At 65.5% G+C, this 13,275-nt stretch carries 11 protein-coding genes; 8 read left to right on the top strand and 3 right to left on the bottom strand.

Annotation, left to right across the window (positions count from 1 at the left end; genetic code table 11):
* Positions 1-13 precede the first annotated feature (13 nt).
* Positions 14-544, top strand: a complete 531-nt coding sequence (locus GGD63_RS35845) for a hypothetical protein (protein ID WP_183249393.1) — start codon at positions 14-16, stop codon at positions 542-544.
* A 179-nt stretch (positions 545-723) separates the two neighbouring features.
* Here GGD63_RS35845 and GGD63_RS35840 read toward each other — a convergent pair whose 3' ends face one another.
* Both GGD63_RS35840 and GGD63_RS35835 read right to left on the bottom strand, forming a co-directional pair.
* Entirely contained in the window at positions 724-1,314 is a 591-nt protein-coding gene (locus GGD63_RS35840) for a DUF4337 domain-containing protein (protein WP_183249391.1), read from the bottom strand.
* An 87-nt stretch (positions 1,315-1,401) separates the two neighbouring features.
* Positions 1,402-2,367 carry a tyrosine recombinase XerC gene (locus tag GGD63_RS35835; RefSeq protein ID WP_183249390.1) on the bottom strand — a complete coding sequence of 322 codons (966 nt, stop codon included), beginning with the start codon at positions 2,365-2,367 and terminating at the stop codon, positions 1,402-1,404.
* A 112-nt stretch (positions 2,368-2,479) separates the two neighbouring features.
* Between GGD63_RS35835 and GGD63_RS35830 the strand changes: the two genes are divergently transcribed.
* Positions 2,480-4,690 carry a primosomal protein N' gene (locus GGD63_RS35830; RefSeq protein WP_183249388.1) on the top strand — a complete coding sequence of 737 codons (2,211 nt, stop codon included), beginning with the start codon at positions 2,480-2,482 and terminating at the stop codon, positions 4,688-4,690.
* 226 nt (positions 4,691-4,916) lie between these two features.
* On the opposite strand, the gene GGD63_RS35825 is transcribed toward GGD63_RS35830, so the two are convergent.
* A complete protein-coding gene (locus tag GGD63_RS35825) occupies positions 4,917-5,414 on the bottom strand; it encodes a septal ring lytic transglycosylase RlpA family protein (protein ID WP_183249386.1) in 498 nt (165 codons plus the stop codon).
* 650 nt (positions 5,415-6,064) lie between these two features.
* Here GGD63_RS35825 and GGD63_RS35820 point away from each other — a divergent pair.
* The 6 genes from GGD63_RS35820 to GGD63_RS35795 all read left to right on the top strand — a co-directional run bounded on the left by GGD63_RS35820 (position 6,065) and on the right by GGD63_RS35795 (position 13,002).
* Positions 6,065-6,625 carry a F0F1 ATP synthase subunit delta gene (locus tag GGD63_RS35820; RefSeq protein ID WP_183249385.1) on the top strand — a complete coding sequence of 187 codons (561 nt, stop codon included), beginning with the start codon at positions 6,065-6,067 and terminating at the stop codon, positions 6,623-6,625.
* Entirely contained in the window at positions 6,625-8,154 is a 1,530-nt protein-coding gene (atpA, locus tag GGD63_RS35815) for a F0F1 ATP synthase subunit alpha (protein ID WP_183249383.1), read from the top strand. Before GGD63_RS35820 ends, atpA begins: the two co-directional genes overlap by 1 nt.
* Before the next feature lie 148 nt (positions 8,155-8,302).
* Positions 8,303-9,175, top strand: coding sequence for a F0F1 ATP synthase subunit gamma (locus GGD63_RS35810; protein ID WP_183249381.1), 873 nt, complete (start codon positions 8,303-8,305; stop codon positions 9,173-9,175).
* 83 nt (positions 9,176-9,258) lie between these two features.
* Entirely contained in the window at positions 9,259-10,692 is a 1,434-nt protein-coding gene (atpD, locus tag GGD63_RS35805; protein WP_183249379.1) for a F0F1 ATP synthase subunit beta, read from the top strand.
* A gap of 79 nt (positions 10,693-10,771) precedes the next feature.
* Entirely contained in the window at positions 10,772-11,179 is a 408-nt protein-coding gene (locus tag GGD63_RS35800; protein WP_183249377.1) for a F0F1 ATP synthase subunit epsilon, read from the top strand.
* A 152-nt stretch (positions 11,180-11,331) separates the two neighbouring features.
* On the top strand, positions 11,332-13,002 hold the full coding sequence (locus tag GGD63_RS35795; protein ID WP_183249375.1) for an adenylate/guanylate cyclase domain-containing protein: 1,671 nt from the start codon (positions 11,332-11,334) through the stop codon (positions 13,000-13,002).
* Positions 13,003-13,275: the final 273 nt, after the last annotated feature.

Genomic DNA, 13,275 nt, shown 5'->3' with positions numbered 1-13,275 from the left:
GGGCGGGAAACACATGCTGCGCCGCCTTCTGCAACCGGTCTGGGTCCTGCTTGCGATCGTCTTCCTGATCGAAGCCTGGCTGTGGGACCACCTTGAGCCGATCGTCGCGCGGGTTGTCGCAGCCATCCCGCTCGCACGTTTCAAGCAATGGCTGACGGAGCGCGTCGACGCGCTCTCGCCGGCCATGACGCTGATCGTGTTCGCGGTGCCCATCATCCCGCTGTTTCCGCTCAAGCTGGTCGGCCTGTGGCTGCTTGCGCACGAATACTGGACCAGCGCAGTGTTCACGATCGTTTTCGCGAAGATGGTTGGCGTCGGCGTCACCGCCTTCGTGTTCGACGTCACGCGCGACAAGCTCCTGGAGATGCACTGGTTCGAGCGGATCTACGATCTCGTGATGAAGGTGCGCGCCAAGGCGCACCTGCTGGTCGACCCGATCAAGCAGCGCATCCGCGAGCTGATCACCGGCAACGGCGAAGGCTGGTCCGCCCGCACGCTCCGCCTGATCCAGCGCTTCCGCAAGAGCGTGCACCAGGCGCGCTGAGCTGCCGGCCACAAATTCGGTGTTCGCCACATACTCGCTGTCATCGCCCGGCTTGACCGGGCGATCCAGTATTCCAGAGACAGAGAGATTAGAACCGAGAAGCCGCGGCGTACTGGATGCCCCGGTCAAGCCGGGGCATGACACTGTCTGTGTAGCTTCAAGCGCGCGTAGCAACGCCCCTAATGCAAATGCACCAGATGCGGCCACCACAGGCCGAGCGCGGTCATGATCAGGCCAGCGAGCGTCAGCACGCCTCCGACGTAGGCCAGCACGATCATGCCGGTGATGATGGTGGCAGACGCCAGCACGATGCCGATCTGGAAGGCCGCGGAGGCCAGCTCGAAATGGTGGTATTTCGCGGTCGCCTCGTCGCGCTCGTGCTCGGCATGCTTGGCCTTCTCGGCGAGCTGCTCGGTGCCTTCGCCGGTCTCGGGCTCGGAGCGGTAGCGCGCCGCGGTCTTGGTCCAGTCGTCGACCTGCTTCTGCACGCTCGCCTTCATGGCATCGTCGGTCGCGCCGGCCAGCGTCAGCTTGCCTTGTTCGGCCGCGGTCACGACCACGGTGCGGCGGATGCTCTTGGCCTGGAAGAACGCCCAGAGATTGGCGGCCTCGACGTTCTTGCTGATCGATTCGGTCTGGGCGCCCTTGCCGAGCGTCTCCGAGATCGCAAGGAACAGCGCCAGCACGGCGATCAGAAGGGCGATCTTCTTGTTCGAGCCGGACGCGTGCTCGGCGTGCTCGGCATGCTCCATGCTTTCATGTGCGCTCATATGACCTCCTGTCTGGTTCCCCACGATTGACCGAACCGCACGCGCCGCGCAAGAGGCACGCGCGGGATGACAGCTTGATGTCAGGATTTAGCGCCGCGGATGCGCGCTGGCATAGACTTCGAGCAGGCGCTCGGAATCGATGCCGGTGTAGACCTGCGTGGTCGAGAGCGAGGAATGGCCGAGCAGTTCCTGGATCGCGCGTAAGTCCCCGCCGCGCGACAGAAGATGTGTGGCGAAGGAGTGGCGGAGCGCGTGCGGCGTGGCGCTGTCGGGCAGGCCGAGCGCGCCGCGCAGCCGCTCCATCGCGAGCTGGATGATGCGCGGGCTCAAGGGGCCGCCGCGCGCGCCGACGAAGATCGGCCCTTCCGCCGGCAGCGGATACGGGCACATCGCAACGTATTCCTGCACGAGCTCGAGCACGTTCTGCAGCACCGGCACCATGCGGGTCTTGTTGCCTTTGCCGGTTACGACCAGCACGTCGCCTTCGCCGGGCCTTGGCACCTCGCGGCGTTTCAGGCCGAGCGCTTCGGAGATGCGCAGGCCGGAGCCATACAGCAGCGCCATCACCGCGGCATCGCGTGCGAGGATCCAGGTCTCGCGTTCCTCGCCGGCGCGCTCGTCGGCATCGGCAAGACGTTTTGCCGATGCCATCGGCAACGGTTTTGGCAGGCTCTTTGCGACTTTTGGCGCGCGGATCGCGGACAGGGCGCCGACCTTGCCCTTGCCCTCGCGCTCGAGGAAGCGTCCGAACGAGCGCAGGCCCGCAAGCGCGCGCATGAGGCTGCGACCGGCGATGTCGTCGGCGCGGCGCATCGCCATGAAGGCACGGACGTCGGTCGCTTCCAGCGACGCGAAACGCTTGAGCGTCACCCGCTCGCCCCAATGGGCACAGAGGAAATCCAGGCACTGCCTTAAGTCGCGGCCATAGGCCTCCAGCGTCTTCGGCGACAGCCGCCGCTCGGCGCCGAGATGCGACAGCCAGCGCGTCATCTCCTGCGCGATCGAGGGATCGGCGCTGGCGAGCTCGATCAATGGGGCGGCCGCTTTGCTCATGCGCTCTGGACGTGGTGATTCCGCACAGTATATCGCATCACACTCGTTTATCGTTCGCTAAGGCCGCCTCGCGGGGCTAGCCTTGAGGCCCCCGGGTTCCGATTCTCCATCCATGGATCACACCTCGCGCAGCAACACCGCCCCCGCCAACGCGACCCGCATGGTCGACGTGCTGGTGCCGGTCGCGCTCGACCAGACCTATTCCTACAAGGTGCCGCGCGGCATGGAGCTGAAGGCGGGCGATCTCGTCGGCGTGCCGCTCGGGCCCCGCGAGGTGCTGGCCGTGGTCTGGGGGGAGAACGCCAATCCCGATCCGCGGCTGCACAACCGCCTCAAGGAGGTCAGCGAGAAGCTCGACATCCCGCCGCTCAAGCCCGAGCTGCGCCAGGTCGTCGACTGGGTCGCCAATTACACGCTGAGCCCGCGCGGCATGGTGCTGCGCATGTGCCTGCGGATGGGCGACAAACTCGGCCCCGAGCGGGTGCGTCCCGGCGTGCGCCTGACCGGCGATCCGCCGCGGCGGCTGACGCCGGCGCGGCAGCGCGTGATCGAGGTGCTGTCGGACCGGCTGCTGTACGGCAAGTCCGAGGCGGCCAAGGAAGCCGGCGTCTCGGCCGGCGTGATCGACGGGCTCGTCGACGAAGGCACGCTCACGGTCGAGCCGATGCCGCCGCCTGCACCGCCGCCCGCGCCCGACCCGGATTTCGGCCGGCCGGATTTTTCGCCGCTCCAGCGCAGTGCTGCCGACACCATGCGCGCGCTTGCGGCCAATGGCACCTTCCACGTCGCGCTGCTCGACGGCGTCACCGGCTCGGGCAAGACCGAGGTCTATTTCGAGGCGGTCGCGGAAGCGATCCGCCGCGGCAGGCAGTCGCTGATCCTGATGCCGGAGATCGCGCTCACCGGCCAGTTCCTCGACCGCTTCGCGCAGCGCTTCGGCGTGCGGCCGATCGAGTGGCATTCCGAGCTCACGCCGCGCACCCGCGCGCGCAATTGGGCGGCGATCTCCGAAGGCTCTGCGCCGGTCGTGGTCGGCGCGCGCTCGGCGCTGTTCCTGCCCTATGCCAATCTCGGCCTGATCGTCGTCGATGAAGAGCACGACCAAGCCTACAAGCAGGACGATGGCGTGCACTATCACGCCCGCGACATGGCGGTGGTGCGCGCGCATGTCGCAAAAATCCCGGTCGTGCTGGCCTCCGCGACGCCGTCGGTCGAATCCGAGGTCAATGCGCGCAAGAACCGCTATCAGCGCATCGCACTGCCCTCGCGCTTCGGCGGCCAGCACATGCCGCATATCGAGGCGATCGACCTGCGCCGCGAGCCGCCCGCGCGCGGCCGCTATATCTCGCCGCGGCTCGCCGGCGAGATCAGGATTGCGATCGAAAAGCGCGAGCAGGCGCTGCTGTTCCTCAACCGGCGCGGCTATGCGCCGCTGACGCTGTGCCGTGCTTGCGGCCATCGCTTCGCCTGCACCATCTGCGATGCCTGGCTGGTCGATCACCGCTTTCGCCAGCGCCTCGTCTGTCACCATTGCGGCTTCTCGATGCCGCGCCCGCATATCTGCCCGAACTGTTCGGCCGAGGAATCGCTGGTCGCCGTCGGTCCCGGCGTGGAGCGCCTGCAGGAGGAGGCGGCCGCGCTGTTCCCGGAAGCGCGCACCATGGTGCTGTCGAGCGATCTCATCACCTCGATCGAGACCATGCGCAGCGAGCTTGCCGAGATCGCGGAGGGCCGCGTCGACATCATCATCGGCACGCAACTCGTCGCCAAGGGCCACAATTTTCCGCGGCTCAATCTGGTCGGCGTGGTCGATGCGGATCTTGGCCTCTCCAACGGCGATCCGCGCGCGGCGGAGCGGACCTGGCAATTGCTCAACCAGGTGATCGGCCGCGCCGGTCGCGAGCAGGGCCGCGGCGTCGGCTATCTGCAGACCCATCAGCCCGATCATCCCGTGATGAGGGCGCTCATCGCCTGCGACCGCGAGGCCTTCTACGACAGCGAGATCGATCTGCGCGAGAAGACGCTTTATCCGCCGTTCGGCCGGCTCGCGAGCCTGATCATTTCCGCAGGCGACCGCCCGAGCGCGGAAGGTCTCGGCCGCCGTCTCGTCGCACTCGCGCCGCGCGACGAGCGCGTGGTGGTGCTGGGGCCGGCCGAGGCGCCGCTCGCCGTCATCAAGGGCCGCTACCGCTTCCGCATCCTGGTCAAATCGGCGCGCGGCTTCGATCTCTCGGACTATTTGCGCAACTGGCTCGCCGTCTGCCCGAAGCCCACAGGCAATCAAAAGCTCGAAGTGGACGTTGATCCGCAGAGCTTTTTGTAGGGGCTCCAGCGCGGCCACATCCTCCGCCGTCATTCCGGGGCGCGCGCAGCGCGAACCCGGAATCCATCGGGCGGCAGAGTTGGTGGAAGAATGGATTCCGGGCTCGCGACTTCGTCGCGCCCCGGAATGACAGGACGTAAAAAAGCCCGCGGTCCCCCAAGACCACGGGCTTGTTTCACACGCGCATCAAACTGATGAAAACTGCGCGTGAGGCGCCTCGAACGCCTTAGGAGACGACTTCCGCCGTGACGCGGCCGACGCCGGCGCCGGTGAGGCCGATGGCGCGGGCAGCGCCGGTGGAGAGGTCGAGGACGCGGCCGCGGATGAACGGTCCACGGTCATTGACGGTGACGACCACGCTCTGGCCGCGGTGCGTGACGCGCAGCTTGGTGCCGAACGGCAGCGAGCGGTGCGCCGCGGTCAAGGCGTTCTGGTTGAAGCGCTGGCCCGATGCGGTCCGGCTGCCGGACTCGTTGCCGTAGTAGGATGCCATGCCGGAGAAGCTGTGGCCCGTGCCCGAGGACGGCGTCATCGCCGCATTGGCGTTGCGCCAATCGGGGGTCGCGTTGCTATCGGCTTGGGCGAGGTGGCGGTGATGGTGCCGGTGATGCCTGGATTTTGCGGAAGCCTCGGTGGCAGTTCCACCGACGATGAGAGTTGCAGCGACGAAAGCGATCGCCGTTCGCGGCCGGGTCACAAAGCCCAGCGTCTTCAAAGACAGCATTTAGTGGTCCCTAAGCTAGTATTGCCACATATGTGGCTAGTGGAGCCCCCATCAGTTTGTGAGCGGATTGGCGTTTCGATTCCTAATGAGGCATGAATTAGGCAGTAAATTCGATATGTGTCGTCATGAAATATCTTGTTACCGCCCATGATATTCAGCCGATGTTCCGTAATCTTCGGCTTTAACGATTTGTTAAGATAACTATTACTTACGAATACTGTAAAGCGAAGTCATCGCCTCCAGCGTTTAGAGTTGGGTAAGTATTCGGCGAGTGGAACGGACGAGGCGGGAATCACGCCTCAGTGATCCGTGTTCATGGCGGCTATGCGCTGGGGGCAGGAACCAAAGGGCGGGATGCCGCTGTCAGGCTCACGGCAATTCCGCGGCGTGGCAGGTCGGGTCGCCTCTCGGACCGGCGAGCGCTCGCGGCGTGCGACGAACTGGCGATAGAACCCCGTGCCTTTAATTTGGCGTCATGTTGCACGTGCGCGCCTGCTATGTTAGCAAAGCCGCGATTTTAACGGACCCGGCACTTCCCGTGTCGGCCGAAAATCGAAGTCCCGCTTGAATTCCAAGGGCTTGGATCGCTAGGCGCCGCTTTGTGGCGACGGTTTTTCCCTTGCGAGTTTGACAGCAAAAAGAGCGCGTCTGTGGCTGCAGAAGATACGTCCGTTTCAGGTGTGTCCGGCCGTTATGCAACGGCCTTGTTTGAACTGGCCCGCGACCAGAAAGTGGTCGACGAGGTCAAAGCCGATCTCGACAAATTCGAGGCCTTGCTGAACGAGAGCGCCGATCTGAAGCGCCTCGTCCGCAGCCCGGTGTTCGCGGCCGACGCCCAGTCCAGGGCCTTGTCGGCCGTGCTGGAGAAGGCCGGCATCGCCGGGATCTCCGCCAATTTCCTCAAAGTGCTGACCGCCAACCGCCGCCTGTTCGCGGTGGCCGACGTCATTCGCGCCTATCGCGTCCTCGTCGCCAAGTTCAAGGGCGAGACGACGGCCGACGTGACCGTGGCGGAAGCGCTCTCTGACAAGAATCTCGACGCCCTCAAGGTTGCCCTGAAGTCGGTGACCGGCAAGGACGTCGCGCTGAACGTGAAAGTCGATCCCGCGATCATCGGTGGCCTCGTCGTCAAGCTGGGCAGCCGCATGGTCGATGGTTCGCTTCGCACCAAACTCAATTCGATCAAGCACGCGATGAAAGAGGCAGGCTGATGGACATCCGCGCCGCGGAAATTTCCGCGATCCTCAAGGACCAGATCAAGAATTTCGGCCAGGAAGCTGAAGTCTCCGAAGTCGGACAGGTGCTGTCCGTCGGCGACGGTATCGCCCGCGTCTACGGTCTGGACAACGTCCAGGCCGGTGAAATGGTCGAGTTCGAGAACGGCACCCGCGGCATGGCGCTGAACCTCGAAACCGACAACGTCGGTGTCGTTATTTTCGGTGCCGACCGTGAGATCAAGGAAGGCCAGACCGTCAAGCGCACCCGCGCCATCGTGGACGCGCCGGTCGGCAAGGGCCTGCTCGGCCGCGTCGTCGACGCGCTCGGTAACCCGATCGACGGCAAGGGTCCGATCCAGGCCGACAAGCGCATGCGCGTCGACGTCAAGGCGCCCGGCATCATTCCGCGCAAGTCGGTGAGCGAGCCGATGGCGACCGGCCTCAAGGCGATCGACGCCCTGATCCCGATCGGCCGCGGCCAGCGCGAGCTAATCATCGGCGACCGTCAGACCGGCAAGACCGCGATCGCGCTCGACACCATCCTGAACCAGAAGCCGCTGAACGCGCAGCCCGACGAGAACATCAAGCTGTACTGCGTCTACGTCGCGGTCGGCCAGAAGCGTTCGACCGTCGCGCAGTTCGTGAAGGTGCTGGAAGAGCAGGGCGCGCTCGAATATTCGATCGTCGTCGCCGCCACCGCCTCCGATCCGGCGCCGATGCAGTACATCGCGCCCTTCACCGGCTGCACCATGGGCGAGTACTTCCGCGACAACGGCATGCACGCGGTCATCATCTATGACGATCTGTCCAAGCAGGCCGTCGCCTACCGCCAGATGTCGCTGCTGTTGCGCCGCCCGCCGGGCCGCGAAGCCTATCCGGGCGACGTGTTCTATCTGCACTCCCGCCTGCTCGAGCGCGCGGCGAAGCTGAACAAGGACCAGGGCTCGGGCTCGCTCACGGCGCTGCCGGTCATCGAAACCCAGGCCAACGACGTGTCAGCCTACATTCCGACCAACGTCATCTCGATCACCGACGGCCAGATCTTCCTGGAAACCGACCTGTTCTTCCAGGGCATCCGTCCCGCGGTGAACGTCGGTCTGTCGGTGTCGCGCGTCGGCTCCTCGGCGCAGACCAAGGCCACCAAGAAGGTCGCCGGCAAGATCAAGGGCGAGCTCGCGCAGTACCGCGAAATGGCGGCGTTCGCGCAGTTCGGCTCCGACCTAGACGCCTCGACCCAGCGCCTGCTCAACCGCGGTTCGCGCCTCACCGAGCTCCTGAAGCAGCCGCAGTTCTCGCCGCTGAAGATGGAAGAGCAGGTCTGCGTGATCTGGGCCGGCACCAACGGCTATCTCGATCCGCTGCCGCTCAACAAGGTGCGTGCGTTCGAGGACGGCCTGCTCTCGCTGCTGCGCGGCAAGCACGTCGACATCCTCAACTCGATCCGCGACAGCCGCGATCTTTCCGACGACGCCGCTGGCAAGCTGAAGTCGGTGGTCGAAGGTTTCGCCAAGAGCTTCGCCTAAGAAAGAGCTTTCATGGCCGGGTCTTCCGGCCATGACCGCTTCGCGAGAAGCAAATCAATATGAAGCGTGCCCGGCGCCCGGCCGGGCATTGCGATAGGGACAGGCTAGCGGTCCGACGCTTCAGTCGAACCGCCGGGGTGAACGAAGAATGGCGTCACTTAAAGACATGCGCGTCCGCATCGCCTCCACCAAGGCGACGCAAAAGATCACCAAGGCCATGCAGATGGTCGCGGCCTCGAAGCTGCGCCGCGCGCAGACCGCCGCGGAAGCTGCGCGTCCCTATGCCGACAAGATGAGCGCGGTGATCTCCAACATCGCCAGCGCCGCGGCGGGCTCGCCCGGCGCGCCGGCGCTGCTGGCCGGCACCGGCCGCGATCAGGTTCACCTGCTGCTGGTCTGCACCGGCGAGCGCGGCCTGTCCGGCGCCTTCAACTCCTCGATCGTCCGTCTTGCCCGCGAGCGCGCTCTGGCGCTGATCGCGCAGGGCAAGGAAGTGAAATTCTTCTGCGTCGGCCGCAAGGGTTACGAGCAGCTCCGCCGCCAGTTCGACAAGCAGATCGTCGAGCATCTCGATTTGCGCAGCGTGCGCCAGCTCGGCTTCGTCAACGCCGAGGACATCGCCAAGAAGGTTCTGGCGCGTTTCGAGGCCGGCGAGTTCGACGTCTGCACGCTGTTCTACTCGCGCTTCCGTTCGGTGATCGCGCAGATCCCGACCGCCCAGCAGATCATTCCGCTGGTGGTCGAGGAGGGCACGGCCGCCAGCACGACCTCCTACGAATACGAGCCGGAAGAGGACGAGATCCTCGCCCGCCTCTTGCCGCGCAACCTCGCGGTCCAGATCTTCCGCGCGCTGCTCGAGAACAACGCTTCGTTCTACGGCGCCCAGATGAGCGCGATGGACAACGCGACGCGCAACGCCGGTGAAATGATCCGCAAGCAGACGCTGGTCTACAACCGCACCCGTCAGGCGCAGATCACCAAGGAACTGATCGAAATCATCTCGGGCGCCGAGGCCGTCTGACCAAGACGCTTCAGCACCCATCATACGCAACATCCCGGTCGAGCTGACCGTGGTCTAAAAATTCGGATCGAAGGAGACATTCAATGGCAGCCCAGGTCGGTCGCGTCACCCAGGTCATCGGCGCCGTCGTCGACGTGCAGTTCGAAGGCCACCTCCCGGCCATTCTCAACTCGCTCGAGACCAAGAACGGCGGCAACCGCCTGGTGCTCGAAGTCGCCCAGCATCTCGGTGAGTCCACCGTCCGCGCCATCGCGATGGACACCACCGAGGGTCTGGTTCGCGGCCAGGAAGTCACCGACACCGGTTCGCCGATCCGCGTTCCCGTCGGCGAGGGCACGCTCGGCCGCATCATCAACGTCATCGGCGAGCCGATCGACGAAGCCGGTCCCGTCAAATCGGAAGGCCTGCGCGCCATCCACCAGGAAGCGCCGACCTACACCGACCAGTCGACCGAAGCTGAGATTCTCGTCACCGGCATCAAGGTCGTCGACCTCCTCGCTCCCTATGCGAAGGGTGGCAAGATCGGCCTGTTCGGCGGCGCCGGCGTCGGCAAGACCGTGCTGATTCAGGAACTGATCAACAACGTCGCGAAGGCGCACGGCGGTTACTCCGTGTTCGCCGGCGTCGGCGAGCGTACCCGCGAGGGCAACGACCTCTATCACGAGTTCATCGAGTCCAAGGTCAACGCCGATCCGAAGAATCCGGATCCGAGCGTGAAGTCGAAGTGTGCGCTGGTGTTCGGCCAGATGAACGAACCGCCGGGCGCCCGCGCCCGCGTCGCGCTCACCGGTCTCACCATCGCGGAAGACTTCCGCGACAAGGGCCAGGACGTGCTGTTCTTCGTCGACAACATCTTCCGCTTCACCCAGGCCGGCTCGGAAGTGTCGGCGCTGCTCGGCCGTATTCCTTCGGCGGTGGGTTATCAGCCGACGCTGGCCACCGACATGGGCGCGCTGCAGGAGCGCATCACCACCACGCAGAAGGGCTCGATCACCTCGGTGCAGGCCATCTACGTTCCGGCCGACGACTTGACCGACCCGGCACCCGCGACCTCGTTCGCGCATCTTGACGCGACCACGACGCTGTCGCGCTCGATCGCCGAAAAGGGCATCTATCCGGCGGTGGACCCGCTCGACTCGACCTCGCGCATGCTCTCCCCGCTGGTTGTCGGCGAGGAGCACTACGCGGTCGCCCGTCAGGTGCAGCAGGTGCTGCAGCGCTACAAGGCGCTGCAGGACATCATCGCCATTCTCGGCATGGACGAGCTTTCGGAAGAGGACAAGCTGACCGTGGCCCGCGCCCGCAAGGTCGAGCGCTTCATGTCGCAGCCGTTCCACGTCGCCGAAATCTTCACGGGTTCGCCGGGCAAGTTCGTCGACCTCGCCGACACCATCAAGGGCTTCAAGGGCCTGGTGGAAGGCAAGTACGACCACCTGCCGGAAGCTGCCTTCTACATGGTCGGCACCATCGAAGAGGCGGTCGAGAAGGGCAAGAAGCTGGCGGCGGAAGCCGCCTAAGCTGGCGAATAGGGAGTGGCGAGTAGCTGCTCCCTCTTTTGCCACTCGCCATTCGCTACTCACCATTCGCAGGTTTCTCATGGCCACCTTCCACTTCGATCTCGTCTCGCCGGAAAAGCTCGCCTTCACGGGCGAGGTCGATCAGGTCGACATCCCCGGCGTCGAGGGTGACTTCGGCGTGCTGGCGGGACATGCGCCGGTCGTGGCTGCGATCCGGCCCGGCATCCTCACCATCACCACCGGCGGCCGGCACGAGAAGGTCATCGTGCTCGGCGGCCTCGCCGAGGTCTCCGAGAGGGGCCTGACCGTGCTCGCCGACGTCGCGACCTCGCTGGAGGAGCTCGATCGTGCCCAGTTCGCCGAGACCATCGCGGAGATGGAAGAGGGACTGAAGGAGCACGAAGGCGGCGAGCTCGATCAGGCGCTCGAACGGCTTGATCACTTCAAGAGCATCCAGCAGCAGCTCAACTCCACGGCTATGCACTAAGCCCCGGCGCAACCGCTCCGGGGCTCAAGCTTCAAATTTCCTGAACAAGTTCAGCGCTCGTCACCGACCGTGGCGGGCGCTGAAACTTTGTTGCACCGCATCGCCGATAGCGGCATTCTGCGCCCGCGAATTTGTTCCGGGGCGGGTCACAGATGAAACGCAAGATCGCGGCGATTTTCGCAGCCGATATTGCCGGGTATTCGAGGCTGGTCGCGGAAGACGAAGAGGAGACGCTGCGGCGTCTCGCCTCCTATCGCGAGGTCGTCGACGATTTCATCGCCAAGGCGGGCGGGCGCATCTTCAACACGGCGGGCGATGCCGTGCTCGCGGAATTTCCGAGCGCGGTCGATGCGGTGCGCTGCGCGATCGACATCCAGGAATCGCTGCGGACCCGCAACATGGCCTACCCGCCGAGCCGGCAGATGTCGTTCCGCATCGGCATCACCATCGGCGATGTCGTCGAGCGCGACGGCGATCTGCTAGGGGACGGCGTCAACATTGCCGCGCGGCTGGAGGGGCTCGCCGAGGTCGGCGGCATCTGCGTCTCCCGCGCCGTGCACGAGCAGGTCGCCAACAAGCTGTCGGTACAGTTCGCCGATATCGGCGCGCAGGAGGTGAAGAACATCCCGACGCCGGTGCACGCCTACATGGTGGCGATGCGGCGCGAGGACGGCAGCTATTCCAAGCCGCAACTGAAGAAGGCGGCCTCCAAGGTGGCCGCCGCACCGGTGTGGATGTGGCCGCTGGTGGTCGCCGTGGTCTCGATTGCCGGCATCGTCGTCACCGGCTTCCTCTACAACACCAAGCTCAAGCAGACGGCGAGCGTCGCAGCCCCACCGACCCCGACCCCGAGCACGGCTGCGAGCCCGACGTCGACGGCGAATGCCGCGGCGCCGAACCCGATGCCGACCCAAATGGCAAAGGCGCCGATGGCGCCGCCGAACGCCGGCGCTGCGATGGCGCCGCTGCCCGCGCCATCAACCTCCGCCGCGCCGACAGCGGGCAAGTTTTCGGCCGATACCGTGCCCTTCATCAACGAGCGCGTCCGCAACTATCTGGCCGGCGACTATGCCGCGGCCGGCGACTACAAGGCCTTCGCGCTCAATGTCGGCGGCTTCACCGGCTCGGCGCTGAACCAGCCGAACGAGGAGGCCGCGCGCAACTCCGCGGTCGAGCAGTGCCAGAAGCGCGCCGATGCCGCGCAATCGCCGCGGCGCTGCGAGCTCTATGCGGTCGGCAACAACGTCGTCTACACCCACGGCAAGCCGCCGATGCCGCCGGCTCCCTATTTCCGGCACGACGCCATGACCGAGCGGGCGTTCGTCTCGAAGGACTTTCCGATCGTGCGCGATCCGCAAAAGGTCCGGCTCGAGAACATGTTCGTTCCGGCGGCGAAATCCCGCTCGGTCGCACTCGGCCCTGGCGGACAATATTTCATGGTGCTGGGCGCATCGTCGCCCGAGGATGCGGCGCGTCGTTCCCTTGAATCGTGCGGCGCGATCGCCGGCGTGCCCTGCCTGGTCGTTGCGATCGACGACAATTTCGTCGTGCCGATCCCGACCCTGCTCAGGATCACCGGCTTCTTCCATGCCGCGAGCAATCCCTCGATCGTGGCAGATGCCCGCGACGAGGTCGTGCGCAAGCTCGGCGACGCCATGGGCTGGAACGCCGTCGCCGTCGGCACCTCAGGCCGCCCCGGCCTCGGCCTGAAGGCCGCCGACGAGCAGACCGCCGTCAATTCCGCACTCGCCGACTGCGCCAAGCGCGATCGCGACTGCCACGTCATCGCGATCGGCCCGTTCACGGTGGGGCCGATCAATTAGGCCTGGTGGGTCGAAAGGTGCGCCCCCTCGCCCCGCTTGCGGGGCGAGGGTTGCGGCGAGGGGGAGCCTCCGCAGGGGCGTTGAGAGTTGGACTCGTGGAGAGTCCCCCTCACCCGGAATCCGCGCTACGCGCGAATTCCGACCTCTCCCCGCAACAAGCGGGGCGAGGTGAAGCGACCATTGCGCTCCGCCGCCGGTTCTGTCCGACGTCTCAAGAACTTCGCAGCAACCACAGCTCTTCGCGCCGGAGGTGGCCGGCTACTGTGCATGGGG

The organism is Bradyrhizobium sp. cir1 (assembly GCF_014198245.1).
In the GTDB taxonomy this organism is placed as follows: Bacteria; Pseudomonadota; Alphaproteobacteria; order Rhizobiales; family Xanthobacteraceae; genus Bradyrhizobium.
Note: the sequence above shows the minus strand (reverse complement) of the source record. Positions and strands in the feature narration are given on the sequence as shown.

Excerpts from the sequence above, each read along its gene's own strand:
- GGD63_RS35845 (WP_183249393.1), top strand. The coding sequence starts at position 14 with ATGCTGCGCCGCCTTCTGCAACCGGTCTGGGTCCTGCTTGCGATCGTC.
- GGD63_RS35840 (WP_183249391.1), bottom strand. The coding sequence starts at position 1,314 with ATGAGCGCACATGAAAGCATGGAGCATGCCGAGCACGCCGAGCACGCG.
- GGD63_RS35835 (WP_183249390.1), bottom strand. The coding sequence starts at position 2,367 with ATGAGCAAAGCGGCCGCCCCATTGATCGAGCTCGCCAGCGCCGATCCC.
- GGD63_RS35830 (WP_183249388.1), top strand. The coding sequence starts at position 2,480 with ATGGATCACACCTCGCGCAGCAACACCGCCCCCGCCAACGCGACCCGC.
- GGD63_RS35825 (WP_183249386.1), bottom strand. The coding sequence starts at position 5,414 with ATGCTGTCTTTGAAGACGCTGGGCTTTGTGACCCGGCCGCGAACGGCG.
- atpA (WP_183249383.1), top strand. The coding sequence starts at position 6,625 with ATGGACATCCGCGCCGCGGAAATTTCCGCGATCCTCAAGGACCAGATC.
- GGD63_RS35810 (WP_183249381.1), top strand. The coding sequence starts at position 8,303 with ATGGCGTCACTTAAAGACATGCGCGTCCGCATCGCCTCCACCAAGGCG.
- atpD (WP_183249379.1), top strand. The coding sequence starts at position 9,259 with ATGGCAGCCCAGGTCGGTCGCGTCACCCAGGTCATCGGCGCCGTCGTC.
- GGD63_RS35800 (WP_183249377.1), top strand. The coding sequence starts at position 10,772 with ATGGCCACCTTCCACTTCGATCTCGTCTCGCCGGAAAAGCTCGCCTTC.
- GGD63_RS35795 (WP_183249375.1), top strand. The coding sequence starts at position 11,332 with ATGAAACGCAAGATCGCGGCGATTTTCGCAGCCGATATTGCCGGGTAT.